Annotated in this window: 21 protein-coding genes and 2 pseudogenes; 14 read left to right on the forward strand and 9 right to left on the reverse strand. The window is 63.9% G+C overall.

Annotated elements, in window-relative coordinates; genetic code table 11:
* The first annotated feature begins 47 nt into the window (after positions 1 to 47).
* Both ACYQ2U_RS10395 and ACYQ2U_RS10400 read left to right on the forward strand, forming a co-directional pair.
* Positions 48 to 554, forward strand: coding sequence for a hypothetical protein (locus ACYQ2U_RS10395; RefSeq protein WP_459950296.1), 507 nt, complete (start codon positions 48 to 50; stop codon positions 552 to 554).
* 9 nt (positions 555 to 563) lie between these two features.
* Positions 564 to 1775, forward strand: a complete 1212-nt coding sequence (locus ACYQ2U_RS10400) for an ABC transporter permease (RefSeq protein ID WP_459950297.1) — start codon at positions 564 to 566, stop codon at positions 1773 to 1775.
* Between the two features lie 259 nt (positions 1776 to 2034).
* On the opposite strand, the gene ACYQ2U_RS10405 is transcribed toward ACYQ2U_RS10400, so the two are convergent.
* Positions 2035 to 2826, reverse strand: a complete 792-nt coding sequence (locus tag ACYQ2U_RS10405; protein WP_459950298.1) for an alpha/beta hydrolase — start codon at positions 2824 to 2826, stop codon at positions 2035 to 2037.
* Between the two features lie 222 nt (positions 2827 to 3048).
* On the opposite strand from ACYQ2U_RS10405, the gene ACYQ2U_RS10410 reads away from it, so the two are divergent.
* Positions 3049 to 3501, forward strand: coding sequence for a hypothetical protein (locus ACYQ2U_RS10410; RefSeq protein ID WP_459950299.1), 453 nt, complete (start codon positions 3049 to 3051; stop codon positions 3499 to 3501).
* Between the two features lie 74 nt (positions 3502 to 3575).
* Here the strand turns inward: ACYQ2U_RS10410 and ACYQ2U_RS10415 are convergent, their stop codons facing one another.
* A complete protein-coding gene (locus ACYQ2U_RS10415; protein WP_459950300.1) occupies positions 3576 to 4505 on the reverse strand; it encodes an AraC family transcriptional regulator in 930 nt (309 codons plus the stop codon).
* Between the two features lie 193 nt (positions 4506 to 4698).
* Between ACYQ2U_RS10415 and ACYQ2U_RS10420 the strand changes: the two genes are divergently transcribed.
* The 11 genes and pseudogenes from ACYQ2U_RS10420 to ACYQ2U_RS10470 all read left to right on the forward strand — a co-directional run.
* Positions 4699 to 5157 (forward strand): (2Fe-2S)-binding protein, encoded by a 459-nt coding sequence (locus ACYQ2U_RS10420; protein WP_459950301.1) that lies wholly within the window; start codon positions 4699 to 4701, stop codon positions 5155 to 5157.
* Between the two features lie 10 nt (positions 5158 to 5167).
* On the forward strand, positions 5168 to 7369 hold the full coding sequence (locus ACYQ2U_RS10425; RefSeq protein WP_459950302.1) for a xanthine dehydrogenase family protein molybdopterin-binding subunit: 2202 nt from the start codon (positions 5168 to 5170) through the stop codon (positions 7367 to 7369).
* A gap of 363 nt (positions 7370 to 7732) precedes the next feature.
* Positions 7733 to 8758, forward strand: coding sequence for an XdhC family protein (locus tag ACYQ2U_RS10430; protein ID WP_459950303.1), 1026 nt, complete (start codon positions 7733 to 7735; stop codon positions 8756 to 8758).
* Between the two features lie 407 nt (positions 8759 to 9165).
* Positions 9166 to 9783, forward strand: coding sequence for a nucleotidyltransferase family protein (locus ACYQ2U_RS10435; protein WP_459950304.1), 618 nt, complete (start codon positions 9166 to 9168; stop codon positions 9781 to 9783).
* 96 nt (positions 9784 to 9879) lie between these two features.
* Positions 9880 to 10848 carry a hypothetical protein gene (locus ACYQ2U_RS10440; protein WP_459950565.1) on the forward strand — a complete coding sequence of 323 codons (969 nt, stop codon included), beginning with the start codon at positions 9880 to 9882 and terminating at the stop codon, positions 10846 to 10848.
* A gap of 80 nt (positions 10849 to 10928) precedes the next feature.
* Positions 10929 to 11837 carry a PIN domain-containing protein gene (locus ACYQ2U_RS10445; protein ID WP_459950305.1) on the forward strand — a complete coding sequence of 303 codons (909 nt, stop codon included), beginning with the start codon at positions 10929 to 10931 and terminating at the stop codon, positions 11835 to 11837.
* Between the two features lie 89 nt (positions 11838 to 11926).
* Positions 11927 to 12328: a hypothetical protein gene (locus tag ACYQ2U_RS10450; RefSeq protein WP_459950306.1), complete on the forward strand. Its 402-nt coding sequence runs from the start codon at positions 11927 to 11929 to the stop codon at positions 12326 to 12328.
* A 109-nt stretch (positions 12329 to 12437) separates the two neighbouring features.
* Positions 12438 to 13184 (forward strand): SAM-dependent methyltransferase, encoded by a 747-nt coding sequence (locus ACYQ2U_RS10455; protein ID WP_459950307.1) that lies wholly within the window; start codon positions 12438 to 12440, stop codon positions 13182 to 13184.
* Positions 13185 to 13417: 233 nt separating this feature from the next.
* Positions 13418 to 14140 carry a hypothetical protein gene (locus tag ACYQ2U_RS10460; protein WP_459950308.1) on the forward strand — a complete coding sequence of 241 codons (723 nt, stop codon included), beginning with the start codon at positions 13418 to 13420 and terminating at the stop codon, positions 14138 to 14140.
* Positions 14141 to 14308: 168 nt separating this feature from the next.
* Positions 14309 to 14890, forward strand: a pseudogene (locus tag ACYQ2U_RS10465) (YecA/YgfB family protein); the annotation flags it as partial.
* 60 nt (positions 14891 to 14950) lie between these two features.
* Positions 14951 to 15046: pseudogene (locus ACYQ2U_RS10470) on the forward strand (SEC-C metal-binding domain-containing protein); the annotation flags it as partial.
* A gap of 43 nt (positions 15047 to 15089) precedes the next feature.
* Here ACYQ2U_RS10470 and fumC read toward each other — a convergent pair.
* The 7 genes from fumC to ACYQ2U_RS10505 all read right to left on the reverse strand — a co-directional run bounded on the left by fumC (position 15090) and on the right by ACYQ2U_RS10505 (position 22226).
* A complete protein-coding gene (fumC, locus tag ACYQ2U_RS10475) occupies positions 15090 to 16469 on the reverse strand; it encodes a class II fumarate hydratase (protein ID WP_459950309.1) in 1380 nt (459 codons plus the stop codon).
* Positions 16470 to 16534: 65 nt separating this feature from the next.
* Complete coding sequence (locus tag ACYQ2U_RS10480) at positions 16535 to 16897, reverse strand: hypothetical protein (RefSeq protein WP_459950310.1); 363 nt, start codon at positions 16895 to 16897, stop codon at positions 16535 to 16537.
* 48 nt (positions 16898 to 16945) lie between these two features.
* A complete protein-coding gene (bioD, locus tag ACYQ2U_RS10485) occupies positions 16946 to 17602 on the reverse strand; it encodes a dethiobiotin synthase (RefSeq protein WP_459950311.1) in 657 nt (218 codons plus the stop codon).
* A gap of 134 nt (positions 17603 to 17736) precedes the next feature.
* Positions 17737 to 19020, reverse strand: coding sequence for a TRAP transporter large permease (locus tag ACYQ2U_RS10490; protein WP_459950312.1), 1284 nt, complete (start codon positions 19018 to 19020; stop codon positions 17737 to 17739).
* The gene (locus tag ACYQ2U_RS10495; protein WP_459950313.1) at positions 19017 to 19721 is read right to left on the reverse strand and encodes a TRAP transporter small permease; all 705 of its coding nucleotides are present in this window, start codon (positions 19719 to 19721) and stop codon (positions 19017 to 19019) included. Before ACYQ2U_RS10495 ends, ACYQ2U_RS10490 begins: the two co-directional genes overlap by 4 nt.
* Positions 19722 to 19799: 78 nt before the next feature.
* Positions 19800 to 20801, reverse strand: coding sequence for a TRAP transporter substrate-binding protein (locus ACYQ2U_RS10500; protein WP_459950314.1), 1002 nt, complete (start codon positions 20799 to 20801; stop codon positions 19800 to 19802).
* 168 nt (positions 20802 to 20969) lie between these two features.
* On the reverse strand, positions 20970 to 22226 hold the full coding sequence (locus tag ACYQ2U_RS10505) for a dicarboxylate/amino acid:cation symporter (protein ID WP_459950315.1): 1257 nt from the start codon (positions 22224 to 22226) through the stop codon (positions 20970 to 20972).
* Between the last annotated feature and the right edge of the window lie 81 nt (positions 22227 to 22307).

Genomic DNA, 22307 nt, shown 5'->3' on the forward strand with positions numbered 1-22307 from the left:
CATCGCGGACGACATCCCACTCCGCGCAATCGCGCCGACCACTGCCCATGACGCATCGCCCCTTCCATCCCCTCGCCATCCTCCTCGCCCTGGCCTGCTGGCTGTTCGCCGCGCCGGGCTTCGCCGCGCCGCCGACGGACGGGCCGGTGGAAATCGTTTCCAGCCAGTTCGGCCTGTTCGACGCCAGCACCCCCAACGAACTGTCCTTCGAACCCACCAACCTGGTGCCCCGCATCGTGGGCCAGCGCTACGGCTGGATCATCGAGTTGAAAACCGCCAAGCGCAACGTCTCGGTGCGGGAGGAATACCTGATCGCCCTGCCCGCCAAGGCCGATGCCAAGGCGACGGAGGGCGCGGCAAAGGACGAGTTCCTCGAAGGCTTCAAGCAGCCGCCCCAGCGCCGCAACCAGGTCAGCCAGCGCCAACTGGCGCCGGTGGACGGCCAGATCTACGGTGAATGGTCCGTGGGCCAGAACGAACCGGCGGGCCACCGGCGCCTGCAAGTCTTCGTCGAAGGCCGCCTGGCCGCCACCTTCGAGTACGACGTGCGCTGACCCCCTCCCATGCGCGGCGCCGACTTCTTCCGCTTCGCCTTCCAGTCCCTGGCTTCCCACCGGCTGCGCACCTTCCTGTCCGCCCTCGGCATCGCCATCGGCATCGCCGCGGTGATCCTGCTCACCAGCATCGGCCAGGGGCTGCAACGCTTCATCGTGGACGAATTCACCCAGTTCGGCACCAACATCATCGGCATCGCCCCGGGCCACACCGACACCCGGGGCGGGCCGGTGGGCGCCATCAACACCGTGCGCCCCCTGTCCATCGACGATGCCCTGGCCCTGCGTCGCGCCCCCCACATCCTTGCCGCCGACCCCACGGTGCAGGGTAACGGTGAAATCGCGGTGGAAGGCGACAGTGGCCGCCGTTCGCGGCGGGTGATGATCTACGGTGTCAGCCACGCCATGACCGACGTAGTGAAAATGGAAGTGGCCCAGGGCAGCTTCCTACCCAACGACGACCCCCGCGCTGCGCGGGCTTTCGTCGTCCTCGGCGCCAAGGCGGCGGAGGAACTGTTCCCCGAGCGAAGCCCCCTCGGCCAGCGCATGCGGGTGGGCGGCGAACGCTACCGCGTCATCGGCGTCATGGCGCCCAAGGGCCAGGTGCTGGGCATGGACCTGGACGACATGGTGTACATCCCCGTCGGCCGCGCCCTGGAAATGTTCAATCGGGAAAGCCTGGCGGAAATCCACGTCAGCTACGACCCGCTGACGCCCCTGGCGGAAGTGGAGGCCAGCCTGCGCCACGCCCTGATCGCGCGCCACGGCCGCGAGGACTTCACCATCACGCCCCAGGCCAAGATGCTGGAAACCTTCGACACCATCCTCGGCGCCATCACCTTCGCCGTCGCCGCCATCGGCGGCATTTCGCTGTTGGTGGGCGGCATCGGCATCCTCACCATCCTCACCATCGCGGTGTCCGAGCGCACGGCGGAAATCGGCCTGCTGCGCGCCCTGGGCGCCACCCAACGGCGCATCCTCGCCCTCTTCCTCGGCGAGGCCGCCGCCCTCGCGGCCCTGGGCGGCGCCAGCGGATTACTGCTGGGCTGGGGCATCGGCCGCCTGCTGCACCTGCTGATTCCCGCCCTGCCGGTGCAACTGCCCTGGGCCTATGCCCTGGTGGCGGAAATCAGCGCCGTGGCCGTGGGCCTCGCAGCAGGGGTGATGCCCGCGCGCCGCGCCGCCCGTCTCGACCCCATCGAGGCCCTGCGCTCTGAATAAGGCCCGAATCAAGCCCGTCACACCCGCGCGACGCTTTCATCAGCAGGTCGAAACGGAACGCCGTCCAGGCTCGCGTCCATCCAGCGAACGCGGAAAAGAATAGGCGCGTAGCGTTGCTTGCCGCCACGCCAACCATTGCCGTCATTCCTCCACGTCCGTCATTCCCGCGCAAGCGGGAATCCAGGGGCGTGTCCTCTCTCCGCCAAGTCACCAGGTCCCCGCCTGCGCGGGGACGACGACCGTCCTCGTCTCACGATCTTCAGCGCTTCGCCAGCACCCGCTTCAACCAGGCCAACACCACTTCCTTGGCCGCATCGGGCGTGCCCATGTGGTCGGCGTCCACCACCGCGTAACGGTTGAGACCCCGATTCGGCGCCAGGGCGAAGGCATAGTCGGGCCCCAGGTTCATCACCATCGCATCGCGGCTGCCCGCGACCCAGAGCAGGGGCGCCGTCAGCTTTCTCGCGGCGGCGGGCATGTTGGCCTGTCCCTCGGGATCGAAATAGCTCAAATAGGCCTCGGCGCTGGTCACCACCGGCACCACCTTGCCCTGGCTGATGTCGTCGTATTCGTCCGGCTCGCGGCCCTTGCCTTCCCGCACCTGCTCCCGCGCCCGGGCCACGCTATCGGCGAACAGACTGCGGGTTTCCGCCCGCTCCACGGTATGACCCGGCGCCAGGGCGACGATGCCGGCCAGGCCAGGACGCACCGCGCCGTAGGCCAGGACCATGTTGCCGCCCATGCTGTGGCCGATGATCACCAGGCGCCGGGCGCCCTGGCGACGCAGATGCTCGCAAGCACGGTCGATCTCCTCCTGGGCCTGGGCCAGGGGCAGGTTGTAGAGGCGGAACTTCGACCAGGGCATTTCCGGCGCCACCACCCGATAGCCCGCCGCGCTCAAGGCCTCGCCCAGGCCCTTCACGTTATCGGGCGTACCGCCCTTACCGTGGAGCAAGACCACGCCCACCGATCCGGCGGCACCGGCGGCGGACCACAACACGCAACAGGACAACAGCACCAGCAGGCGCAAGATGCGGGACAGAACGGTCATGACGATTCTCCTCAAGGCGTCGACGTCCCCGTTCGCAGCGGTGGGGATCGCCGCCATTGTAGGTCCAGGCCATCCCCCTCGCCATCCATGAGACCCGGCACCGATCAGTGCGCCACCGCACGGACCCACGCATCGATTCTTGCAGCGCGGCCCATCGCCACCAGCCGGGCAGTAACATGGCCGCCAGGATCATTGGCATGGCATAAATGAAAGGGGCGCCTTGTGAGGCTATTGATTTCAATCCTTCTGCTGCTGGGTCTTGCCGCATGCAGTACGTCGCCTTCCAAGGCCGAACTGGATGCCGAGGTCAGGCGGCTGTGCGCCATGGATGGCGGGGTAAAGGTTTATGAAAAAGTGAAGTTACCGCCAGAGAAATACAACAAGCTGCTGGATAAATTTGGCCGCCTCAAGATTCCACGAAAAAACGAGGCAAAAGCATCAGATGAATACTACGATGAATGCGAAGTTCATTACTACATGAAAGGAAACCCGGAACTTTCCCGTGATAAATGTTGGATTGTGCGACGCTCGGACGGGAAGATTTTGGGTGAACTAGTCATCTATGGACGTGGTGGCGGGGACTTTTCAGGGCCATGGCATGGATCAAGTTTTATGTGCCCCGAACCAACACAGCTTCCACATTTTGAAACAGCTATCTTCGTGAAAGAGCAGTAAGAAGTGACGACTCCCAGCAATCTCTGCGACCAAGTTCACTTCACCATTGAGTCCCACTCGCTCCTCTTCAATACCTAAGCCCCCTGACGCAGGCGCGCCATGTCCTTCAAGGGCGGTGCGCCGAACAGGCGGCGGTATTCGCGGCTGAACTGGGAAGGGCTTTCGTAGCCGACCCGATGGCCCGCCGAGGCGGCGTCGTGCATTTCGGTCAGCATCAGGCGCCGTGCTTCCTGCAAACGCAGGTGCTTCTGGTATTGCAGCGGGCTCATGGCGGTGAGCGCCTTGAAGTGCTGGTGCAGGGACGACTTGCTCATGTTGGCGGTGCTGGCCAGCTCGTCGATGGACAGGGGCTTGTCGAAGTTGCCCCGCAGCCAGCCGATGGCCTGGGCGATGCGCTGGCTGTGGCTGTCGGCCACGGCCATGTTGCGCAGATGGGCGCCGCGCTCGCCGGTGAGCAGGCGGTAGAGCAGTTCCCGCTCCAGCAAGGGCGCGAGGATGGGAATATCCGCCGGCGTATCCAGCAGGCGGGCCATGCGCAGGGCCGGTTCCAGCACCGCCGTGGTCAGGTCGCTCACCGCCAGGCCCAGGGCCATGGCGCCGGGGGCCGTCGTCGGCAGGGTCATGTCGCCCATCAGACTGCGGATCTTTTGCGGGTCCAGATCGAAGACAAAACTGAGAATGGGTTTTTCCGCCGAGGCCTGGGTCACCTGGGCCACCACGGGCAAGTCCACCGAGGTCACCAGGTAGCGGTTGCGGCCGTATTCATAGGTTTCATCCCCCAGGGTCACCCGTTTCGCCCCCTGGGGAATCAGGGCCAGGGCAGAACGGTAGATGCCGCAGGACGGCAGGTTGGCCACGGAAGAACGGTAAAGGAGCAAGCCCGGAATCGGCGTTTCGTGAATGCCGTCGCCGTCGCAATATCGTTCAATAATGGCGATCAATTCCTGTTGCAGCAGCGCCAACGGTCCCGTTTCGGCCGCGGCGGAATCACCTTCTCTCACCATGGTTTTCTCCCTTCTCGAACATCCGCGAGCATAGCCGGTTCTTTTTTCCCTTTTGTGAACTAGGCTATCAGTTTGGAGGATCAGGCAAGAATTTCGCAGGAATTTGTTATCGACGCCGACGCCCCATCCGCTAGATTGCCGCTCAAGCTGGCCGCCATGCCCGGCCGCCCCCAACCCAACAACGGAGCCGCCCATGATCAAACTCACCATCAACGGCAAAGGCCAGGCCCTCGATGTCGCCCCCGACACGCCCCTACTCTGGGCCCTGCGCGACCACCTGCAACTGACCGGCACCAAGTACGGCTGCGGCCAGGCCCTGTGCGGCGCCTGTACCGTGCATGTGGACGGCACCCCCACCCGTTCCTGCGTCACCCCCGTTTCCGCCGTGGCGGGACGCAAGGTCACCACCATCGAAGCGGTGGACGCCGAGAAGGTCGGCAAGGCCGTGCAGGACGCCTGGCGCAAGCTGGACGTGGTGCAGTGCGGCTACTGCCAGTCCGGCCAGATCATGAGCGCGGTGGCCCTGCTCAAGCAGAACCGCAAGCCCAGCGACGCCGACATCGACGCAGCCATGAGCGGCAACCTGTGTCGCTGCGCCACCTACGTGCGCATCCGCGCCGCCATCCACGAAGCCGCGAAATCCCTGGCCTGAGGAGCACACCATGACCACCATTGAAAACCTCAGCCGCCGCCAGTTCATTCAAAGTAGCGCCGGCCTCACCCTGGGCTTCGTCCTGCCCGTCGCCGCCAGCAAGGTGGCCGCCGCTGCCAGCCATGCCGGTGCCGAACCCTTCGCCCCCAACGCTTTCCTCCGCATCAATGCCGACAACACCGTGACGGTGATTGCCAAGCACCTGGAAATGGGCCAGGGCACTTACACCGGCCTCGCCACCATCCTCGCCGAGGAGCTGGATGCAGCTTGGGCTAACGTCCGCGTCGAGGGCGCCCCCGCCGACGCCAAGCGCTACAACAACCTGAACTTCGGCCCCATGCAGGGCACCGGCGGCAGCACCGCCATGGCCAATTCCTGGGACCAGTTGCGCAAGGCCGGCGCCACGGGCCGCGCCATGCTGGTGAGCGCCGCCGCCAAGCAATGGCAGGTGCCTGCGGGTGAAGTCGGCGTCAAGGACGGCATCGTCAGCCATGCCCCCACCAAGCGCAGCGCGACCTTCGGCCAACTGGCCGAAGCCGCCGCCAAGGAAGACGTGCCCGACATCGTCAAACTCAAGGAGCCCAAGGACTTCCGCCTCATCGGCAAGCAGGCCAGGCGCAAGGACAGTGCCGACAAGATCAACGGCAAGGCCCAGTTCACCCAGGACGTGCACCTGCCCGGCATGCTGGTGGCCCTGGTGGCCCACCCGCCCCGCTTCGGCAGCAGGGTGAAGTCCTTCGACGCCAGCGCCGCCAAGGCGGTGAAGGGCGTGGTGAACGTGGTGCAGATTCCCCAGGGCGTGGCCGTGCTGGCCACCGATACCTGGAGCGCCAAGAAGGGCCGCGATGCCCTGACCGTGACGTGGGACGAGAGCGACGCCTTCACCCTGGGCAGCGATGAAATCCTCGCCCGCTACAAGGAGCTGGCCAAGCAGCCCGGCCTCCCGGCCCGGCGCGACGGCGATACCGACGCCGCCTTCGCCCAGGCCGCCAAGGTGGTGAAGGCCAGCTACGACTTTCCCTACCTCGCCCACGCCGCCATGGAACCCATGAACTGCGTGATGGTGCTCAAGGACGCGGAGCTGGAAGCCTGGAACGGCGAGCAGTTGCAGACCGTGGACCAGAACCACCTGGCCGCCGTCTTCGGCCTCAAGCCCGAGCAGGTCAAGCTCAACATGCTCTACGCCGGGGGCAGCTTCGGCCGCCGCGCCGTGCCCACCTCGGACTACCTGATCGAGACCGCCGCCATCGTCAAGGCCCTGGCCGACCGGGGCCAGCGCAACGTGCCCGTCAAGCTGGTCTGGCTGCGGGAAGACGACATGCGCGGCGGCTACTACCGTCCGCTGTTCCATCACGCCCTGGAAGCGGCCCTGGACGCCAGCGGCAAGGTCATCGGCTGGCGCCATCGGCTGGTGGGCCAGTCCATCCTCAAGGGCACGGCCTTCGAGGCCTTCATGGTCAAGGACGGCATCGACCACGTCTCGGTGGAAGGCGCCGCCAACCTGCCCTACGCCATTCCCAACCTGACCGTGGACCTGCACACTCCTAGCGACATCAAGGTGCCCGTGCTGTGGTGGCGTTCCGTCGGCTCGTCCCACACCGCCTACTCCACCGAGAACTTCCTCGATCAGGTGGCTACAGCAGCGGGCAAGGACCCGGTGGCCCTGCGCCTGGAACTGCTGGACAAGCACCCGCGCCATGCCGGCGTGCTCAAGCTGGCGGCGGAAAAGGCCGACTGGCACAAGCCCCTCAAACCCACCAAGGCGGGTGAGCGCCGGGGCCGGGGCGTGGCGGTGCATGAATCCTTCAGCTCCTACGTCGCCCAGGTGGCGGAAGTCACCATCGCCAAGGACGGCAGCATCAAGGTGGACCGGGTGGTCTGTGCCGTGGATTGCGGCACCGCCATCAACCCCGACAACATCCGCTCCCAGGTGGAAGGCGGCGTCGGCTTCGCCCTCTCGGCGGCGCTGCACGGCGAAATCACCCTCAAGGAAGGCCGCGTCGAACAGGGCAACTTCGACGGCTACCCGCCCCTGCGCATCAACGAAATGCCCAAGGTGGAAGTGCACATCGTGCCCTCCAGCGCCGCCCCCACCGGCATCGGCGAACCCGGCGTGCCGCCCCTGGCACCCGCGGTGGCCAACGCCATCGCCAACGCCACGGGCAAGCACCTGACCCGCCTGCCCTTCAGCAGCGCGGACCTGGCGGCGTAATGAAAACGGGCAACGGAAATGGGAACGGGGAACAGAAATGGGGAACGGGAAATGGGAATGGTGAAAACGCCACCCAAGTTTCCCCCCGTTCGTGGTGAGGTATCGAACCATGAACGGGGCCACCGAACCGGCCCCTCATCCGCCACGCCACCAGCAGCCACTTGGCCTGCGCGTGAAGCAACGCCCACCACCGTTCGTCCTGAGCGAAGCGCGCAGCGCGAAGTCGAAGGGCAGGGGGAACACGTCATTCCCGCGCAGGCCGGAATCCAGGGACTTTGGGGATGACTGAACAACACGGGATTCCCGCCTGCGCGGGAATGATCCAGTTTGCTGGCGATTGCTGCTAATCGGAAAGGAACAACCATGGATAGCCTCGACACCCAAGTCCTCGACGCCGCCCGCCGCTGGGCCGCCGCCGGCCACCGTTTCGCCCTGGTCACCGTGGCCCGCACCTGGGGCTCGGCACCGCGCCCGCCCGGCGCCTGGATGGCCCTGCGCGACGACGGCTTGGTGCAGGGCTCCGTTTCCGGTGGCTGCATCGAGGATGACCTGATCGCCCGCATGAGCCGGGGCGAATTCGCCACCAGCGCCCCCACCGTGCTGCGCTACGGCGTCACCCGCGACGAGGCCCAGCGCTTCGGCCTACCCTGCGGCGGCACCCTGGAACTGGTGATCGAACCCGCTCCCAATGCCGCCCTGCTGGACGACCTGGCCGCCCGCATCGGCAACGGCCAATTGGCCCTGCGTCGCGTGGATCTGGACAGCGGCGCAGTCACCGTCAGCGACGGCCGCAAGGGCGACGCCCTGCGCTGGGACGGCCACACCCTGGTCACCCCCCATGGCCCCGGCTGGCGCCTGCTGGTCATCGGCGCCGGACAGATATCGCGCTTCCTCGCCCCCATGGCCCAGGCCCTGGGCTACGAAGTGCTGATCTGCGACCCCCGCGTCGAATACAGCGCCGAATGGGACATCCCCGGCGCAAGGCTGGTGCCCGGCATGCCCGACGACGTGGTGCTGGAACTGGCCCTCGATCCCCACAGCGCCGTGGTGGCCCTGACCCACGACCCCAAGCTGGATGACATGGCGCTGCTCGAAGCCCTCAAATCCCCCGCCTTCTACGTCGGCGCCCTGGGCTCCCGCCTCAACAACGACAAACGGCGCGAACGCCTGCTGGAACACTTTGATTTATCCGCCGAGGAAGTAGGCCGCCTCCACGGCCCCGTGGGCCTGCCCATCGGCAGCCACACCCCGCCGGAAATCGCCGTCGCCATCCTGGCGGAAATGACGGCGGTGAAAAACGGCCTGACCGATACCGCCGCCCTGCGCCGCCCGCCCCAAGGCGCGGCGACGGACAACGCCCGCCTGGGTAGCGGCTGCCAAATCGCCTGAAGCCCCACAGGGCGGGCCAGGCCCGCCTGTCGCCATCGCCCCAGGGCAGCCCCGCCAAAGTCACGCCTCGCCGCCCTTGGCCCTATCCACATCACTCACTCCTCCACCACGAACCACTACCCGCCGCGCCGCGCTCCAGCGCTCATTCCACCGCGCACATCGTTCCCCACTCGTCCCTCCCTTCGTCCCTCTCCTCCATTAGTCCTCGCCGTTCGCCCCATTACCCCCACCCTTCGCCCCATCACCACCACCGTTCGCCCCCTCCCCCACACCGTTCGCCCTGAGGTATCGAAGGGCGAAGTCACGAAGGACACAGCCCCAAAAACCGAGACCCCAAAGCACGCACCGCAACACCACCCCCACCGCCATCTGCTAAAAACCCAACACCCCATCGCCGCCCCAAGCCCATGGAAACCCCACCCTCCCCCCCAATCGTCGGCATCCTCCTCGCCGGCGGCGCCAGCCGCCGCTTCGGCAGCGACAAACTGAGCCATCCCCTGGCCGACGGCACGCCCCTGGCCCTGGCAGCGGCCATGAACCTGCGCCAGGCCTGCCCCCGGGTCATCGCCGTGCTGCGCCCCGGTCGGGAAGCCCTGGCCGCGCAACTGATGGATGCGGGCTGCGAAATCCTCGTCACGGCGGACACCCAGTTGGGCATGGGCCACAGCCTCGCCGCCGGTGTGCTGACTAGCCTCGACGCAGCGGGCTGGCTAGTGGCCCTGGGCGATATGCCCTTCATCGCCCCGACCACCCACCGCCGCATCGTCACCGCCCTACAAACCGGCGCCGCCATCGCCGTCCCCAGCCACCAAGGCAAACGCGGCCACCCGGTGGGCTTCGCCCGCCAGTGGTACGAGCAACTCACAGCTTTACAAGGCGACGAAGGCGCCAGGTCCCTGCTGCAAGCCGCACCCCATGCGATCACCCTCTGCGAGGTGGACGATCCCGGCATCTTCCACGACGTGGATACACGGGAAGACCTGCCAAGAACCAACCAAGCCCCAACGGCACACGATCATCAGTGATGAAACCTAAGCGCCGTTTCCGCTTTTCATTGCATAGCCAGGAAGAGAACGAATACCGCGAACAGCTTGAGGTATTACGTGGACAGATGATTGGACATGCCGATGGGCTTATCTTTGGGAGATGTGTTTAAATCCAAACGGATAGATCCTGGAAGGGGAAGAAATCATGTGTCCAATAATCTGTTTACTTCCCGTTTTGTCGTCTACAACACGTTAGAGGGCTACATGACTACTGATCCACCTGACAGCGGTTCCGAATTGCCTGAAGAGGGTAAGGCCGGGAAAGTCATCCGTGGCGCACTCCAAGTTGCAAGCGGCGCCGTTCCCATTTTGGGTGGTCTTCTTTCAGCCATTGCTGGCGCGTGGTCAGAACGTGAGCAGGAGAAGGTAAACCAGTTCTTCGATCAATGGGTCCGCATGCTCGAAGAGGAGATTCGTGAAAAGGAGGCCACTGTAATTGAAATTATGGCGCGTCTCGATCTTCAAAACGAGAAGATCGCTAAACGAGTCGAGAGCCGAGAATTTCAGTCGCTGGTCAAGAAGACTTTCCGCGATTGGTCGGGCGCGGAAAGCGAAGACAAGCGCGTTCTCATCAGAAATCTTCTTAGCAATGCTGCCGCTTCTACGGTTTCGAGTGACGATGTTGTCCGCATGTTCATTGACTGGATTGGTCAATACTCAGAACTTCACTTCAAGGTCATAGGCGCGATATACAACTCCAACGGCATTAGCCGTGGGGCTGTTTGGCGAAAAATCGGAAAGGGGCCAGTTCGCGAAGACTCTGCCGACGCCGACCTGTACAAACTATTGATTCGTGACCTCAGCATGGGTAGCGTCATCCGCCAGCATCGCGAAACCGACTACTACGGAAACTTCATCGCAAAACCCGCTGCGAAACGAAGCTCGGGGGGCGGTTCAAAGGTACTCACCTCCGCTTTCGACGAAGAGGAACTCTACGAACTTACCGAACTAGGCCAACAGTTTGTTCACTACGCAATGACCGAGCTAACACCTCGCATTGCCTACACCTACACACCACCGAGCAATGATGGCGCAGCCCTCTAACCCTGCGGTCAACACGGACCTTGCGCATAAAGCCGCGCAAGGCCGGTTACCTTCACGTTAGCCATCAGAACGAGACTGCTATGGCCACCAAGATAAAGAAGCTGCTGTTCGTCGATACCAATATCTGGCTCGACTTCTATCGCTCTCGTAACGAGACGGGTTTAGCACTACTCAAGCATGTAGAAACCATCGCAGACAAGGTCATCGTTACTTATCAACTTGAATCGGAATTCAAGCGAAATCGGCAGGTGGCGATCGTGGAAGGCATTCAGGATCTCAAGGCGCCTGGCCAGATCTTGCGGCCCGGTATTTTTTCTGATGCGCGTGCATCGGAAGCGCTCACGCGTGGCATGAAGGATGCCGAGAAGCGAGTAAAGGCACTGAAGGCAAAGCTCACGAAAGCTCTTGAAAACCCGACCAGATACGATCCAGTCTATCAAGCGTGCCAGCGGATTTTTCATCGAACTGATTCCCTAGTGCTGACCCGTGAGGATAAGATTCGACACTTCATTCGGCGAAAAGCGTTCCGCCGCTTCTTACATGGGTGCCCTCCGCGAAAGAAGAATGACACGTCCATTGGTGACGCGATTAACTGGGAATGGATGGTGTATTGCGCACAGAAGGAAAATGCCGAACTCGTTATCGTCACGCGCGATGCGGACTATGGCCTGCACTATGAAAGCAAGTCATACATCAACGACCATCTCAAACAGGAGTTTGCCGAACGTGTCAGTAAGAAGCGAAACCTGCTTCTATATTCCCGGCTATCTGAAGCACTAAAGCATTTCTCAGTTCCGGTAAGTGCTAAGGAGGAAACTGCCGAAAGCGAAATCGTTGAATCGCAGCCAATTCCGGTTGTCGTTCAACCCGAAGAACCCCCGCCCAGAACCGCAAATTGGGCTGAGATATTCCGTATGGTGCAGCAACTCTCTCAGAAATACGCGGCCGCCCAGCAAGCCAAACAAAGTGGGACGCCAACTAATGACTAACCCATCATTCCACCGGACCTGCGCGAAAAGCTGCGCAGGCCGGTGAATTCAAACGTTAGGGGCGTTACTCCCATTTTGGAACTGATCGAATGAAAATCTCCCCACTACTTCTTGTTGCCTCCCTTGCTGTATCACTCAGCACCCAAGCTGCTGACACGCCGTCCATTTCCTTAGCTCAGGACGCACTGTCATCGATCTGGTCGCGAAAAGACAAATGCGTGAAGGTTTCTGCTTTTGAAAAGACCGATGGTCAAAGCTCCGAGGTGTTTGGAATTCATAGCTACGTAATGGACTACAAAGCCCAACTTACTTTTATCGCGCCATGCTATGCCGAGTATGACGCAGAGCGAAAGAAGTTCTCGATGAGTCCTCACTTGAAGAAGCCGCCCTTTATGAACTCGCAGAGCAAGCTGTTTCAGCCCGGCGAGGCAGTCGTCATTGTCGGGAAACTACATTTCGTGAAGAAAGAAAGTGGTTGGCATAAGCAATAACGCCCCTAACCCGGCGTTCGTGAGGGACCTCGCACGAAAAGCCGCGCGAGCTCCCTCAACTCCACGTAAGCCCTGACCAAACCCACTCGCCCCATCAGAAACCACCGCAATGGACATCCCCCGCATATTCAACATCACCGAAAGTGCGCACCGCATTCACAACCCGTTCACGCCCGACAAGTTCGCCACCCTCGGCGCGGCGTTGCGCCTGGCACCGGGGGCCCGGGTGCTGGACCTCGGCAGCGGTTCCGGGGAGATGCTGTGCACCTGGGCGCGGGATCACGGCGTCGTCGGTACCGGCATCGACATGAGCCCCTTGTTCACCGGGCAAGCAAAGCTTCATGCCGAAGAACTCGGCGTCGCCCAGCAAGTGACGTTCATCCACGGCGATGCGGCGGGTTACGTCGCCACCGAGAAGGTGGACGTGGCCGCCTGCATCGGTGCGAGCTGGATTGCCGGAGGCGTGGCCGGCACGATCGAACTGTTGGCGCGAAGCCTGCGCAGCGGCGGGATCATCCTCATCGGCGAGCCTTACTGGCGACAATTGCCGCCGACGGAAGCCATCGCCAAGGGCTGCTTGGCCAACGCCATCGCCGACTTCCTCCTGCTGCCGGAACTGGTGGCCTCGTTCGGCCGCCTCGGTTACGACGTGGTGGAAATGGTGTTGGCCAACCAGGACGGTTGGGACCGATACGAAGCAGCCAAATGGCTCACCATGCGCCGCTGGCTTGACGCCAACCCCGACGACGAGTTGGCGCCGGAGGTTCGCGCCAAGCTCACCTCGGAACCCGAACGCCACGTCGCCTACACCCGCGAATACCTGGGCTGGGGCGTGTTCGCGCTGATGCGGCGATAAGACGCCAGGGCGTTTTTGCGCGCTCAATACTGGCGGAACGCTGCCGGTCACGCGGTTCACACAGCGCGGCCCTTAGGCCATTGATCGGCGCTGCCGGGACTTCAGCAGGCCTGGAAGGTTTTCTCGGCAAACTACCAGAGGGCTCCAGGGACCGAGGCCGGCCTTCGCGCGCCATCGTCCCAGGTTTTAGGCACGCTCATTGCACCAGACGGCTATCGCCCAATGGGACTGCCATGATGATTCAGCCGATTTCCGCCCTGTTCTCCGCCACCACGATCGCACGGGCCATTACGCCCCGGCAAGGCGCCGCCACGTCGCCGGCAAATACTGCCGACACGGTCACGATTTCCCAGGCGGCGCGGGACCGATTTGCCGCCGAGGCCGCCCAGGCAAAATCCACGACGTCCGCCAGCAGCGGCACCAAGGCGGAATACGACACCAACCACGGCGCCCAGATGCTGGATATCGAAGCCTACTTCACGCCCAACCAGGGTCAGCCGCTGGACTTGGACACCCTGCCCTTGCTGATGCCGAGCCAGAAAAACATCGACGCCCTGTCCGGCTACGTCAATGAGCACATGCGCAGCTTTTTGTCCGATAACGGCATACCCACCGCACCCACAAAAATCACCTACGACATGATGGGGGAAGTCCAGTTGCCGGCGGATTATCCCTACGCGGCAGAGTTCAAGAAGGCATTGGAAAACAATCCGGTGATGGAGCGGGCGCTGCGCACCACCAACGCCCTGTCGTCGAACCTGGTGGAGATGAACAAGTCCCTGCCCTACCTGCAAGAATACCAAGCGGCCTCGTCCCAAGCGGAGATCGCCGCCGTAACGGCGAAATACAGCTATCTGTTCTCCAACAACCGCTACGCTGACACCATCGCCCTCAATTTCACCGCGAACGGCACCCTGAGCATCACCCACGACGGCAAGCCGCTTTCCCAGGCATGAGTTCCCCGGCGCTGGCCCCGGGGCGAATGACTTAAGGCAACGTCCGTTCGCGCCGCGCCCGGCGCTGTTGTTACGCGCACAAGCGCCGATCCGCCCTCACACCCCTTCCCCCAAGCCCCGCCACCCTTGCGATAATGCGGGGCTTCGCTTCTCTCGCCGCCCCATGCCATGACTGCCTCCCCCACGCCCATCGCCACCCTGCTCACCGAGGAGGAGCTGGCGGAACTCGACCGTTTCCTCAGTTCCGACGCCACCGGCGACGAGGTGATGATGCTGGACACCCTGGACGGCTATCTGGCGGCCATCGCCATCGGCCCCATCACCCTGCCCGCCCAGCAGTGGCTGCCCCGTGTCTGGGGACCGAAGGAAGGAGAGGCGCCCCGCTTTGCGTCCGCCGAGCAGGCGGAACGGGTGATGGGGCTGATCCAGCGCCACCTGAACGGCATCATCGACCGGCTGCACGCCGACGCGGACGCCTTCTCGCCCATCCTCGACCAGGTGGCCTACCAGGACAAGGAAAAGGAATTCCTCGACGGCGAAATGTGGTGCTACGGCTTTCTCACCGGCCTGGGCCTGGCACGGCGCGAGTGGCAGCCCCTGTTCGAGCACGAGTCGGCCATGGCGGCGCTGCACCCGATCTACCTGCTGGGGGCCGGCGACCTGAATGCGGACCAGCGCAAGCAGACCAACACGCCGGCCCAGCGGGAAGCCCTGGCGCAAAAGATTCCGGCCAGCGTGGCGGCCCTTTACCGTTTTTGGCTGCCCTACCGGGAAGCCGTGCACGAGCGCATCGTCGCCACCACCTTGCAACGGGAAGGCCCCAAGGTGGGCCGCAACGACCCGTGTCCCTGCGGCAGCGGCAAGAAGTTCAAGAAGTGCTGCGGCGTGGCCGCCAACCTGCACTAAGTACCCGCCGGCGCGCCGCGCCGATGGGATGGCCAACGCCACCCTAGATCATGGTGTCGGGCCGCACCCAGTCGTCGAACTCTTCCGCCGTGACGTAACCCAGGGCCAGGGCGGCCTCCTTCAGGGTGCTGCCTTCGGCGTGGGCCTTCTTGGCGATGGCGGCCGCCTTGTCGTAGCCGATGTGGGGATTGAGGGCGGTCACCAGCATCAGCGAACGGGACAGCAGCTCGCCCATGCGCTCGGTGTTGGCTTCGATGCCGCGCAGGCAGTGGCGGTCGAAGCTATCCATGGCGTCCCGCAGCAGGCGCAGGCTTTGCAGCACGTTGTGGATGATCAGGGGCTTGAACACGTTCAACTCGAAGTTGCCCGAGGCGCCGCCCATGTTCACCGCCACGTCGTTGCCGAACACCTGGCAGCACACCATGGTCAGGGCCTCGCACTGGGTGGGGTTCACCTTGCCCGGCATGATGGAACTGCCCGGCTCGTTTTCCGGCAGGCGCAGCTCGCCCAGGCCGCTGCGGGGGCCCGAGCCCAGCCAGCGGACGTCGTTGGCGATTTTCATCAAGGCCGCCGCCAGGGTCTTGAGGGCGCCGTGGGTGAACACCAGGGCCTCGTGGCCGGCCAGGGCGGCGAACTTGTTGGCGGCGGACATGAAGGGCAGACCGTTGCGGCGGAACAGTTCCGCCGCCACCCGGTCGCCAAAATCGGGATGGGTGTTGAGCCCGGTGCCGACGGCGGTGCCGCCCACCGCCAGCTCCAGCAGGCCGGTCTGGCTGGCCTGCACGGCCCACTGGGCCATGGCCAGTTGGGCGTTGTAGCCGGAAAACTCCTGGCCCAGGGTGAGGGGCGTGGCGTCCTGCAAATGGGTGCGGCCGATCTTGACCAGGTCGGCGAAGGCCGCCGTCTTTTCGTCCAGGCCGAAGCGCAGGGCGTCCACGCTGGCCAGCAGTTGCTGCACGCCGAGGGCCGCCGCCACGTGCATGGCGGTGGGGAAAATGTCGTTGGAGGACTGGCCCCGGTTCACGTCGTCGTTGGGGTGGACCAGCCGCCCCTCGCCCCGGCCGCCGCCAAGGAGTTCCGAGGCGCGGTTGGCCAGCACCTCGTTCATGTTCATGTTGGTCTGGGTGCCGGAACCGGTCTGCCACACCGAGAGGGGAAAGGCGTCGTCGTGCTGGCCGGCCAGCACTTCGTCCGCCGCCGCGACGATGGCGGCGGCCTTGTCCATCGGCAGCAGCCCCAGATCCCGATTGGCGATGGCACAGGCGCGCTTGACCTCGGCCAAGGCATGCAGCAACTCGGCGGGCATGCGTTCGCTGGAAATGCGGAAATGCGCCAGGGAGCGCTGGGTCTGGGCGCCCCACAGGGCATCGGCGGGCACCTCCACGGGGCCCATGGTGTCCCGCTCGGTTCTGGTCTGGCTCATGGCGTCTCCTCGGCTAGGGCGTCAGGCGCATCCTAATCCGGCCCGGCGCCGGACGCCAGTCGGAACTAGCTGCCGCTACAGTGGCCGCCGATCTCGAAGGGGTCCAGCAGGCGGCTGCAAATCCAGCGGGCCAGGGAACCGCGCCAGTCGCTGCGGGGAATGTAGCGGCCCAGGCGCTGGCTGAAGGTGGCTTCCCGCGGCAGGTCGAGGAACAGCACGGTGGCCACGGTCCAGTTGAACAGGATGTCGAACAGCACCGCCACCAGCACGCCCGGAATGACAATGACCTTGGTCACGGTGTAGAGATTGGACCAGCGGTTGCGCAGGGCCATGACGGCCAGGAAGGCGAAATAAAAAACGTAGGTGGCCAGGGCCAGCCACCAGCCGAGGCCGAACAGCCATTCGATGAAGTTGTGGATCGCGGTCATGAAGTCGTCAGGGACAAGGGAAAAAGAAAGCGAAGGAGAGCGCCAGTCTCAAGGCAGGCACAGGTATTCGGCGGCCTGGGCGGCCTGGGGCGGCGCCTGATAGGGAATGGTGCCCAGGCGCGGCGCGCTCAGGCATTCCTCCAGGGTGCCGATGTTCTCGGCGACGGACTGCATCAGGGGATCGACGCCGTTGGCAACCCAGCCGGCCAGGGTCAGCCCCCGGGCGGCGATGGCCTCGGCGGTGAGCAGGGCGTGGTTGATGCAGCCCAGGCGCAGGCCCACTACCAGGATCACCGGCAGGCCCAGAGTTTCCGCCAGGTCGGCGCTGTCCCCCTCGGGACCGAGGGGAACGCGGAAGCCGCCGACGCCTTCCACCAGCACCACGTCGGCCTGTCGGCGTAACTGGCCCAGGGCGTCGTGGATGGGGGCGAAACGGATCAGCCGGCCCTCCTCCCCCGCCGCCAGATGGGGGGCGATGGGACTCTTGAAGGCGTAGGGATTGACCAGGGCGCGGTCGACCTTGACGCTGGAGGCGGCGATCAATTGCTCCACGTCCTCGTTGTGGCCCGCGCCGTCGAGGCCGGCGGCCACCGGCTTCATGCCCAGGGCGCTGCGCCCCTCGCGGGCAAAGCAGTGCAGCAGGGCACAGGTGGTGAAGGTCTTGCCGATTTCGGTGTCGGTGCCGGTAATGAAGTAGGCGCTCATTGTGGCGGTCGAGGATGGTCGGGCTGGCAGTTTATCAGCGCCCTCCTGACACCATCGTTTCCCCTCGCCATAAAAGCCGAGGGCCGGCGGAGACAAGCTCCGGCGGCCCTCGGTGGCCCGATGCGGGAAATGCGCTACATCATGCCCAGGGCCTTGGGCAGGGCCAGGGACAAGGGCGGCCAGTAGGTGACCAGCAGCAGGAACACGATCATGGACAGCAGCCACGGCCAGACCGCCACGGTCAGGTCGGTGATGCCCATCTTGGTGATGCCGGAGGCCACGTAGAGGTTGAGACCCACGGGCGGATGGCACATGCCCACTTCCATGTTCACCGTGATCAGGATGCCGAAGTGGATGGGATCGATGCCCAGCTTCATGGCCACGGGGAAGAGGATGGGAGCCATGATCAGCACGATGGAGGAAGGCTCCATGACGTTGCCGGCCAGCAGCAGCAGCACGTTCACCGCCAGCAGGAAGGTGATGGGACCGAGGCCCATGTCCAGCAGCCACTGGGCCAGCAGTTGCGGGATGTTCTCGTTGGCCATGATGAAGGAGAACAGCACGGCGTTGGTGATGATGTAGAGCAACATCGCCGACATGTTGGCCGAGTCCAGCAGCACCTTGGGCACTTTGGACAAGGGCATGTCCTTGTACACGAAGATGGCCACGATAAAGGCGTACACCGCCGCCATGGCCGCCGCCTCGGTGGGGGTGAACATGCCGCTGTAGATGCCGCCCATCACCACCACGATCAGGAACAGGCCCCAGAAGGACTCGCGCAGGGCCTTGAGGCGTTCGCCCCAGGTGGCCTTGGGTTGGCGCGGGTAGTCGAACTTCTTCGCCCGGTACCAGGTGACGCCGCCGAGGATGCCGGCCAGCACCAGGCCCGGCACCACGCCGGCCATGAACAGGGCGCCGACGGAACTGTTGGTGGCGACCGCGTACATCACCATGACGATGGAGGGCGGCACCAGGATGCCCAGTGCGCCGGAGGTGGTGATCACGCCGGCACCGAAGCGGTTGGGGAAACCCGCCTTGATCATGGCCGGCAGCAGGATGGAGCCGATGGCCACCACCGTCGCCGGGCTGGAGCCGGAAATCGCCGCGAACAGGGCGCAGGCCAGCACGCCGGCCAGACCGAGGCCGCCGTACCAGTGACCCACCATGGCCGTGGCGAAGGTGATCATCCGCCGCGCCACGCCGCCGTGGGTGAGGAAGTTGCCGGCCAGGATGAAGAACGGAATCGCCATGATCTCGAACTTCTCGATGCCGGTGAACAGCTTCAGGGCCACGGACTCGATGGGCACCTGGGTCATGGTGAACAGGAAGGTCAGCACCGTCAGGCCCAGGGAGATGGAAATGGGCATGCCGGTGAGCATGAGGGCGATCAGCAGCCCGAAGATGATGAGGGTATTCATTGACGGCCTCCCTTGGTGTCGTCTTGCAGCTTCACTTCACCACGGCCGGCGTCGGCGTGTTCCATCTGCTCGGCGCGGACGATGGCTTCGCCCACGGAGAGGGTCTTGGTCTCTTCTTCCAGGCCGTCCACGTGACCGTGGTCGTGGTGGGGCAGTTCGCCGGTGTGGAGGAAGTTCCAGGCCACTTGCAGGAAACGGAAGCACATCAGGGAAGAACCCAGGGGAATTGCGCTATAGACGATCCAGGTGGGCCACTCCAGGTCGGGCGTGATGGGGCCCTCGAACAGGTCGGGGGTCTCGATGCCCAGCCAGTTGAAGATCTGGTAGTGGGCGCCGTTTTCCCAGACGAAGGTGCCGCCCAGGGTGGCGACGATGCCGGTGAAGGTGGCGCCGGCCAGCAGGCCGAACAGCACGAATTTGTTGCGCCAGGGGGTGTTGAGACGGTTGATCAACACGTCCACCCCAACGTGGATGCCGGTGCGCACGCCGTAGGCGGCGCCGAACTTGGCCATCCAGACGAACATGATGATGCACAGCTCCTGGGCCCAGGACAGGTTGATTTCCAACAGGAAGTCTTGCAGGGCTGGCCAGGGCAGGCCGGACATGTAGCGGTGCACCACCGCCACGAAAATCAGCGAGGTCGCCATCGCCATCAGGGACGCGATGATGGTTTCCTCGAGTCGGTCGAGAATTTTCAGCATGAGGCTTTGCCTCCCAGGTAGATCAGATCAGCACGAACGGCCCCGGGGGGCCGTTCGCAGGAACAGCGCTTCGTGTTTTTACTTGTTGGGGTCGAAGCCGGTTTCTTTGTAGATGGATTGGATCAGATCCTTGCCGATACGGCTTTCCTGCTCCTTGTGCACCTTGACCAGGGCCTTGGCCCAGGTGGCCTTCTCGGCGTCGGTCAGGGCCACCACTTGGGTCTTGCCGGACTTCTTCACCTTGTCCAGGGCATCCAGGTTCTCGGTGGAGGCGATGGCGTTGGCGTAGCGGGTGGACTCCTTCATGGCCGCTTCAAGCTGGCTGCGGATGTCGGCGGGCAGACCTTCCCAGAACTTCTTGTTCACGATCACCGCGTAACCCAGGTAGCCGTGGTCGGACAGGGTCATGTACTTCTGCACTTCGTGCATCTTCTGGGTGTAGAAGTTGGAGACGGGGTTCTCGGTGCCGTCCACCACGCCGGTTTGCAGGGCTTGGTAAACCTCGGAGAAGGCCATCACCTGGGGCGTGGCGCCCAGGGCGCGCATTTCGGAATCCAGCACCTTGGAGGACTGGATGCGCATCTTCAGGCCGCGGAAGTCGGCGGGGGTCTTGAGCAGCTTGTTGGCGCTCATTTGCTTGAAGCCGTTGTCCCAGTAAGCCAGGCCGATGATGCCCTTGGGTTCCAGCTTCTTCAGCAGGCCTTGGCCGATGGGGCCTTCAGTGACCTTGTGCAGGGCGGAGTAGCCGTTGAAGATGTAGGGCAGATCGAAGACTTCGAATTCCTTCACGCCCAGGGGACCGAACTTGGCCAGGGAGGGAGCCAGCATCTGCACGGAGCCCAGTTGCAGGGCTTCCATTTCTTCCTTGTCCTTGTACAACTGGCTGTTGGGATAGACCTCAACCTTCACTCGGCCCTTGGTCTTTTCTTCGGCCAGCTTCTTGAACTGTTCGGCAGCCTTGCCCTTGGGCGTGTCGGCGGCCACCACGTGGCTGAACTTGATGATGATGGGTTGGTCGGCAACGGCGCCCAGGCTGAGGGAAGCCAGGGCGATGCCCAGCAATGCGGTGCGGAACTTCATGGATGTCTCCTTTTGTTTGGCGAGCAGATCGCATTCTCGCGCGATCTTTTTGCATTCTGGAAAATTTCTGCATAAAGCAATATTGTGGTTTTCCGCAACGGGACGCCGAGGGCGAAAAAAAAGCCCGGAACGGAGTCCGGGCTTTTGCGGTGCACAACAAAACTGGCTTCAGGCCTTGCCGCTCAACTCCCGCCGCAAGCGGGTCACGTCCAGTTCCTTTTCCCACTTGGACACCACCACGGTGGCCACGCCGTTGCCGATGAAGTTAGTCAGGGCGCGGGCCTCGGACATGAAGCGGTCGATGCCCAGGATCAGGGCCAGGCCGGCCACGGGCACGTCGGGCACCACGGCCAGGGTGGCGGCCAGGGTGATGAAGCCGGCGCCGGTGACGCCGGAGGCGCCCTTGGAGGTCAGCATGGCGACGCCGAGGATGGTCAGTTCCTGGACCAGGGTCAGCTCGATGTTGAGGGCCTGGGCCACGAACAGGGCGGCCATGGTCAGGTAGATGTTGGTGCCGTCCAGGTTGAAGGAGTAGCCCGAGGGCACCACCAGGCCGACCACGGACTTGGAACAGCCCAGCTTTTCCAGCTTGGCCATGAGGGGCACTAGGGCCGACTCGGAGGAGGAGGTGCCGAGCACGGTCAGCAGTTCGTCCTTGATGTAGGCGATGAAGCGGAAGATGGAGAACCCCGTCAGACGGGCGATGATGCCCAGCACGACGGCGACGAACAGCACGCAGGTCAGGTAGAAGCTGCCCATCAGCGCGGCCAGGGGCTTGAGGGAGGCGATGCCGTACTTGCCGATGGTGAAGGCCATGGCGCCGCCGGCGCCGAGGGGGGCCAGCTTCATGATCACGTTCATCATGCCGAACAGGATGTGGGACAGCTCCTCGATGAAGTGGTGCACCATCTGCCCGGCCTTGCCCATGTGCATCATCGAGTAGCCGAACAGGATGGCCAGCAGCAGCACCTGCAACAGGTCGCCGCCGCCGGTGAAGGCGTCGATGAAGGTCTTGGGGATGATGTGCAACAGGAAGTCCACCGTGCTTTGTTCGGAGGCCAGTTTGGCGTAATTGCTCACCGCCTTGGCGTCCAGGGTGGCGGGATCGACGTTGAAGCCGTCGCCGGGGCGCAGCACGTTCATCACCACCAGGCCGATCACCAGGGCGATGGAGGACACCACTTCGAAGTAGAGCAGGGCCTTGCCGCCGACCCGGCCCACCTTCTTCATGTCGCCGGCGCCGCAAATGCCCAGCACCACGGTACAGAAGATGATGGGACTGATCAGCATCTTCACCAGGGAGATGAAGCCGTCGCCCAGGGGTTTCAGACTCACCGCCGCCTTGGCGTCGAAATGGCCCAGGGTGCCACCGGCCACGATGGCCAGCAACACCCAGAAATACATGTGACTGGTAATCCGTTTCACTGTCGTCTCCTTGGTCTCGGCGCGGACCAGGCCCGGGCCGGTTTTCGATGCGCAGCACTTTAGTGCTATCCCTCGGCGACA

The organism is Denitratisoma sp. agr-D3 (assembly GCF_054658675.1).

What these genes read in the sequence shown, in the direction of transcription:
- ACYQ2U_RS10455 (WP_459950307.1), top strand. Translation starts at nt 12,438, where the DNA reads ATGGACATCCCCCGCATATTCAACATCACCGAAAGTGCGCACCGCATT.
- ACYQ2U_RS10395 (WP_459950296.1), top strand. Translation starts at nt 48, where the DNA reads ATGACGCATCGCCCCTTCCATCCCCTCGCCATCCTCCTCGCCCTGGCC.
- ACYQ2U_RS10405 (WP_459950298.1), bottom strand. Translation starts at nt 2,826, where the DNA reads ATGACCGTTCTGTCCCGCATCTTGCGCCTGCTGGTGCTGTTGTCCTGT.
- ACYQ2U_RS10460 (WP_459950308.1), top strand. Translation starts at nt 13,418, where the DNA reads ATGATGATTCAGCCGATTTCCGCCCTGTTCTCCGCCACCACGATCGCA.
- ACYQ2U_RS10435 (WP_459950304.1), top strand. Translation starts at nt 9,166, where the DNA reads ATGGAAACCCCACCCTCCCCCCCAATCGTCGGCATCCTCCTCGCCGGC.
- ACYQ2U_RS10440 (WP_459950565.1), top strand. Translation starts at nt 9,880, where the DNA reads ATGCCGATGGGCTTATCTTTGGGAGATGTGTTTAAATCCAAACGGATA.
- fumC (WP_459950309.1), bottom strand. Translation starts at nt 16,469, where the DNA reads ATGAGCCAGACCAGAACCGAGCGGGACACCATGGGCCCCGTGGAGGTG.
- ACYQ2U_RS10500 (WP_459950314.1), bottom strand. Translation starts at nt 20,801, where the DNA reads ATGAAGTTCCGCACCGCATTGCTGGGCATCGCCCTGGCTTCCCTCAGC.
- ACYQ2U_RS10420 (WP_459950301.1), top strand. Translation starts at nt 4,699, where the DNA reads ATGATCAAACTCACCATCAACGGCAAAGGCCAGGCCCTCGATGTCGCC.
- bioD (WP_459950311.1), bottom strand. Translation starts at nt 17,602, where the DNA reads ATGAGCGCCTACTTCATTACCGGCACCGACACCGAAATCGGCAAGACC.
- ACYQ2U_RS10415 (WP_459950300.1), bottom strand. Translation starts at nt 4,505, where the DNA reads ATGGTGAGAGAAGGTGATTCCGCCGCGGCCGAAACGGGACCGTTGGCG.
- ACYQ2U_RS10400 (WP_459950297.1), top strand. Translation starts at nt 564, where the DNA reads ATGCGCGGCGCCGACTTCTTCCGCTTCGCCTTCCAGTCCCTGGCTTCC.
- ACYQ2U_RS10445 (WP_459950305.1), top strand. Translation starts at nt 10,929, where the DNA reads ATGGCCACCAAGATAAAGAAGCTGCTGTTCGTCGATACCAATATCTGG.
- ACYQ2U_RS10450 (WP_459950306.1), top strand. Translation starts at nt 11,927, where the DNA reads ATGAAAATCTCCCCACTACTTCTTGTTGCCTCCCTTGCTGTATCACTC.
- ACYQ2U_RS10425 (WP_459950302.1), top strand. Translation starts at nt 5,168, where the DNA reads ATGACCACCATTGAAAACCTCAGCCGCCGCCAGTTCATTCAAAGTAGC.
- ACYQ2U_RS10480 (WP_459950310.1), bottom strand. Translation starts at nt 16,897, where the DNA reads ATGACCGCGATCCACAACTTCATCGAATGGCTGTTCGGCCTCGGCTGG.
- ACYQ2U_RS10430 (WP_459950303.1), top strand. Translation starts at nt 7,733, where the DNA reads ATGGATAGCCTCGACACCCAAGTCCTCGACGCCGCCCGCCGCTGGGCC.
- ACYQ2U_RS10495 (WP_459950313.1), bottom strand. Translation starts at nt 19,721, where the DNA reads ATGCTGAAAATTCTCGACCGACTCGAGGAAACCATCATCGCGTCCCTG.
- ACYQ2U_RS10490 (WP_459950312.1), bottom strand. Translation starts at nt 19,020, where the DNA reads ATGAATACCCTCATCATCTTCGGGCTGCTGATCGCCCTCATGCTCACC.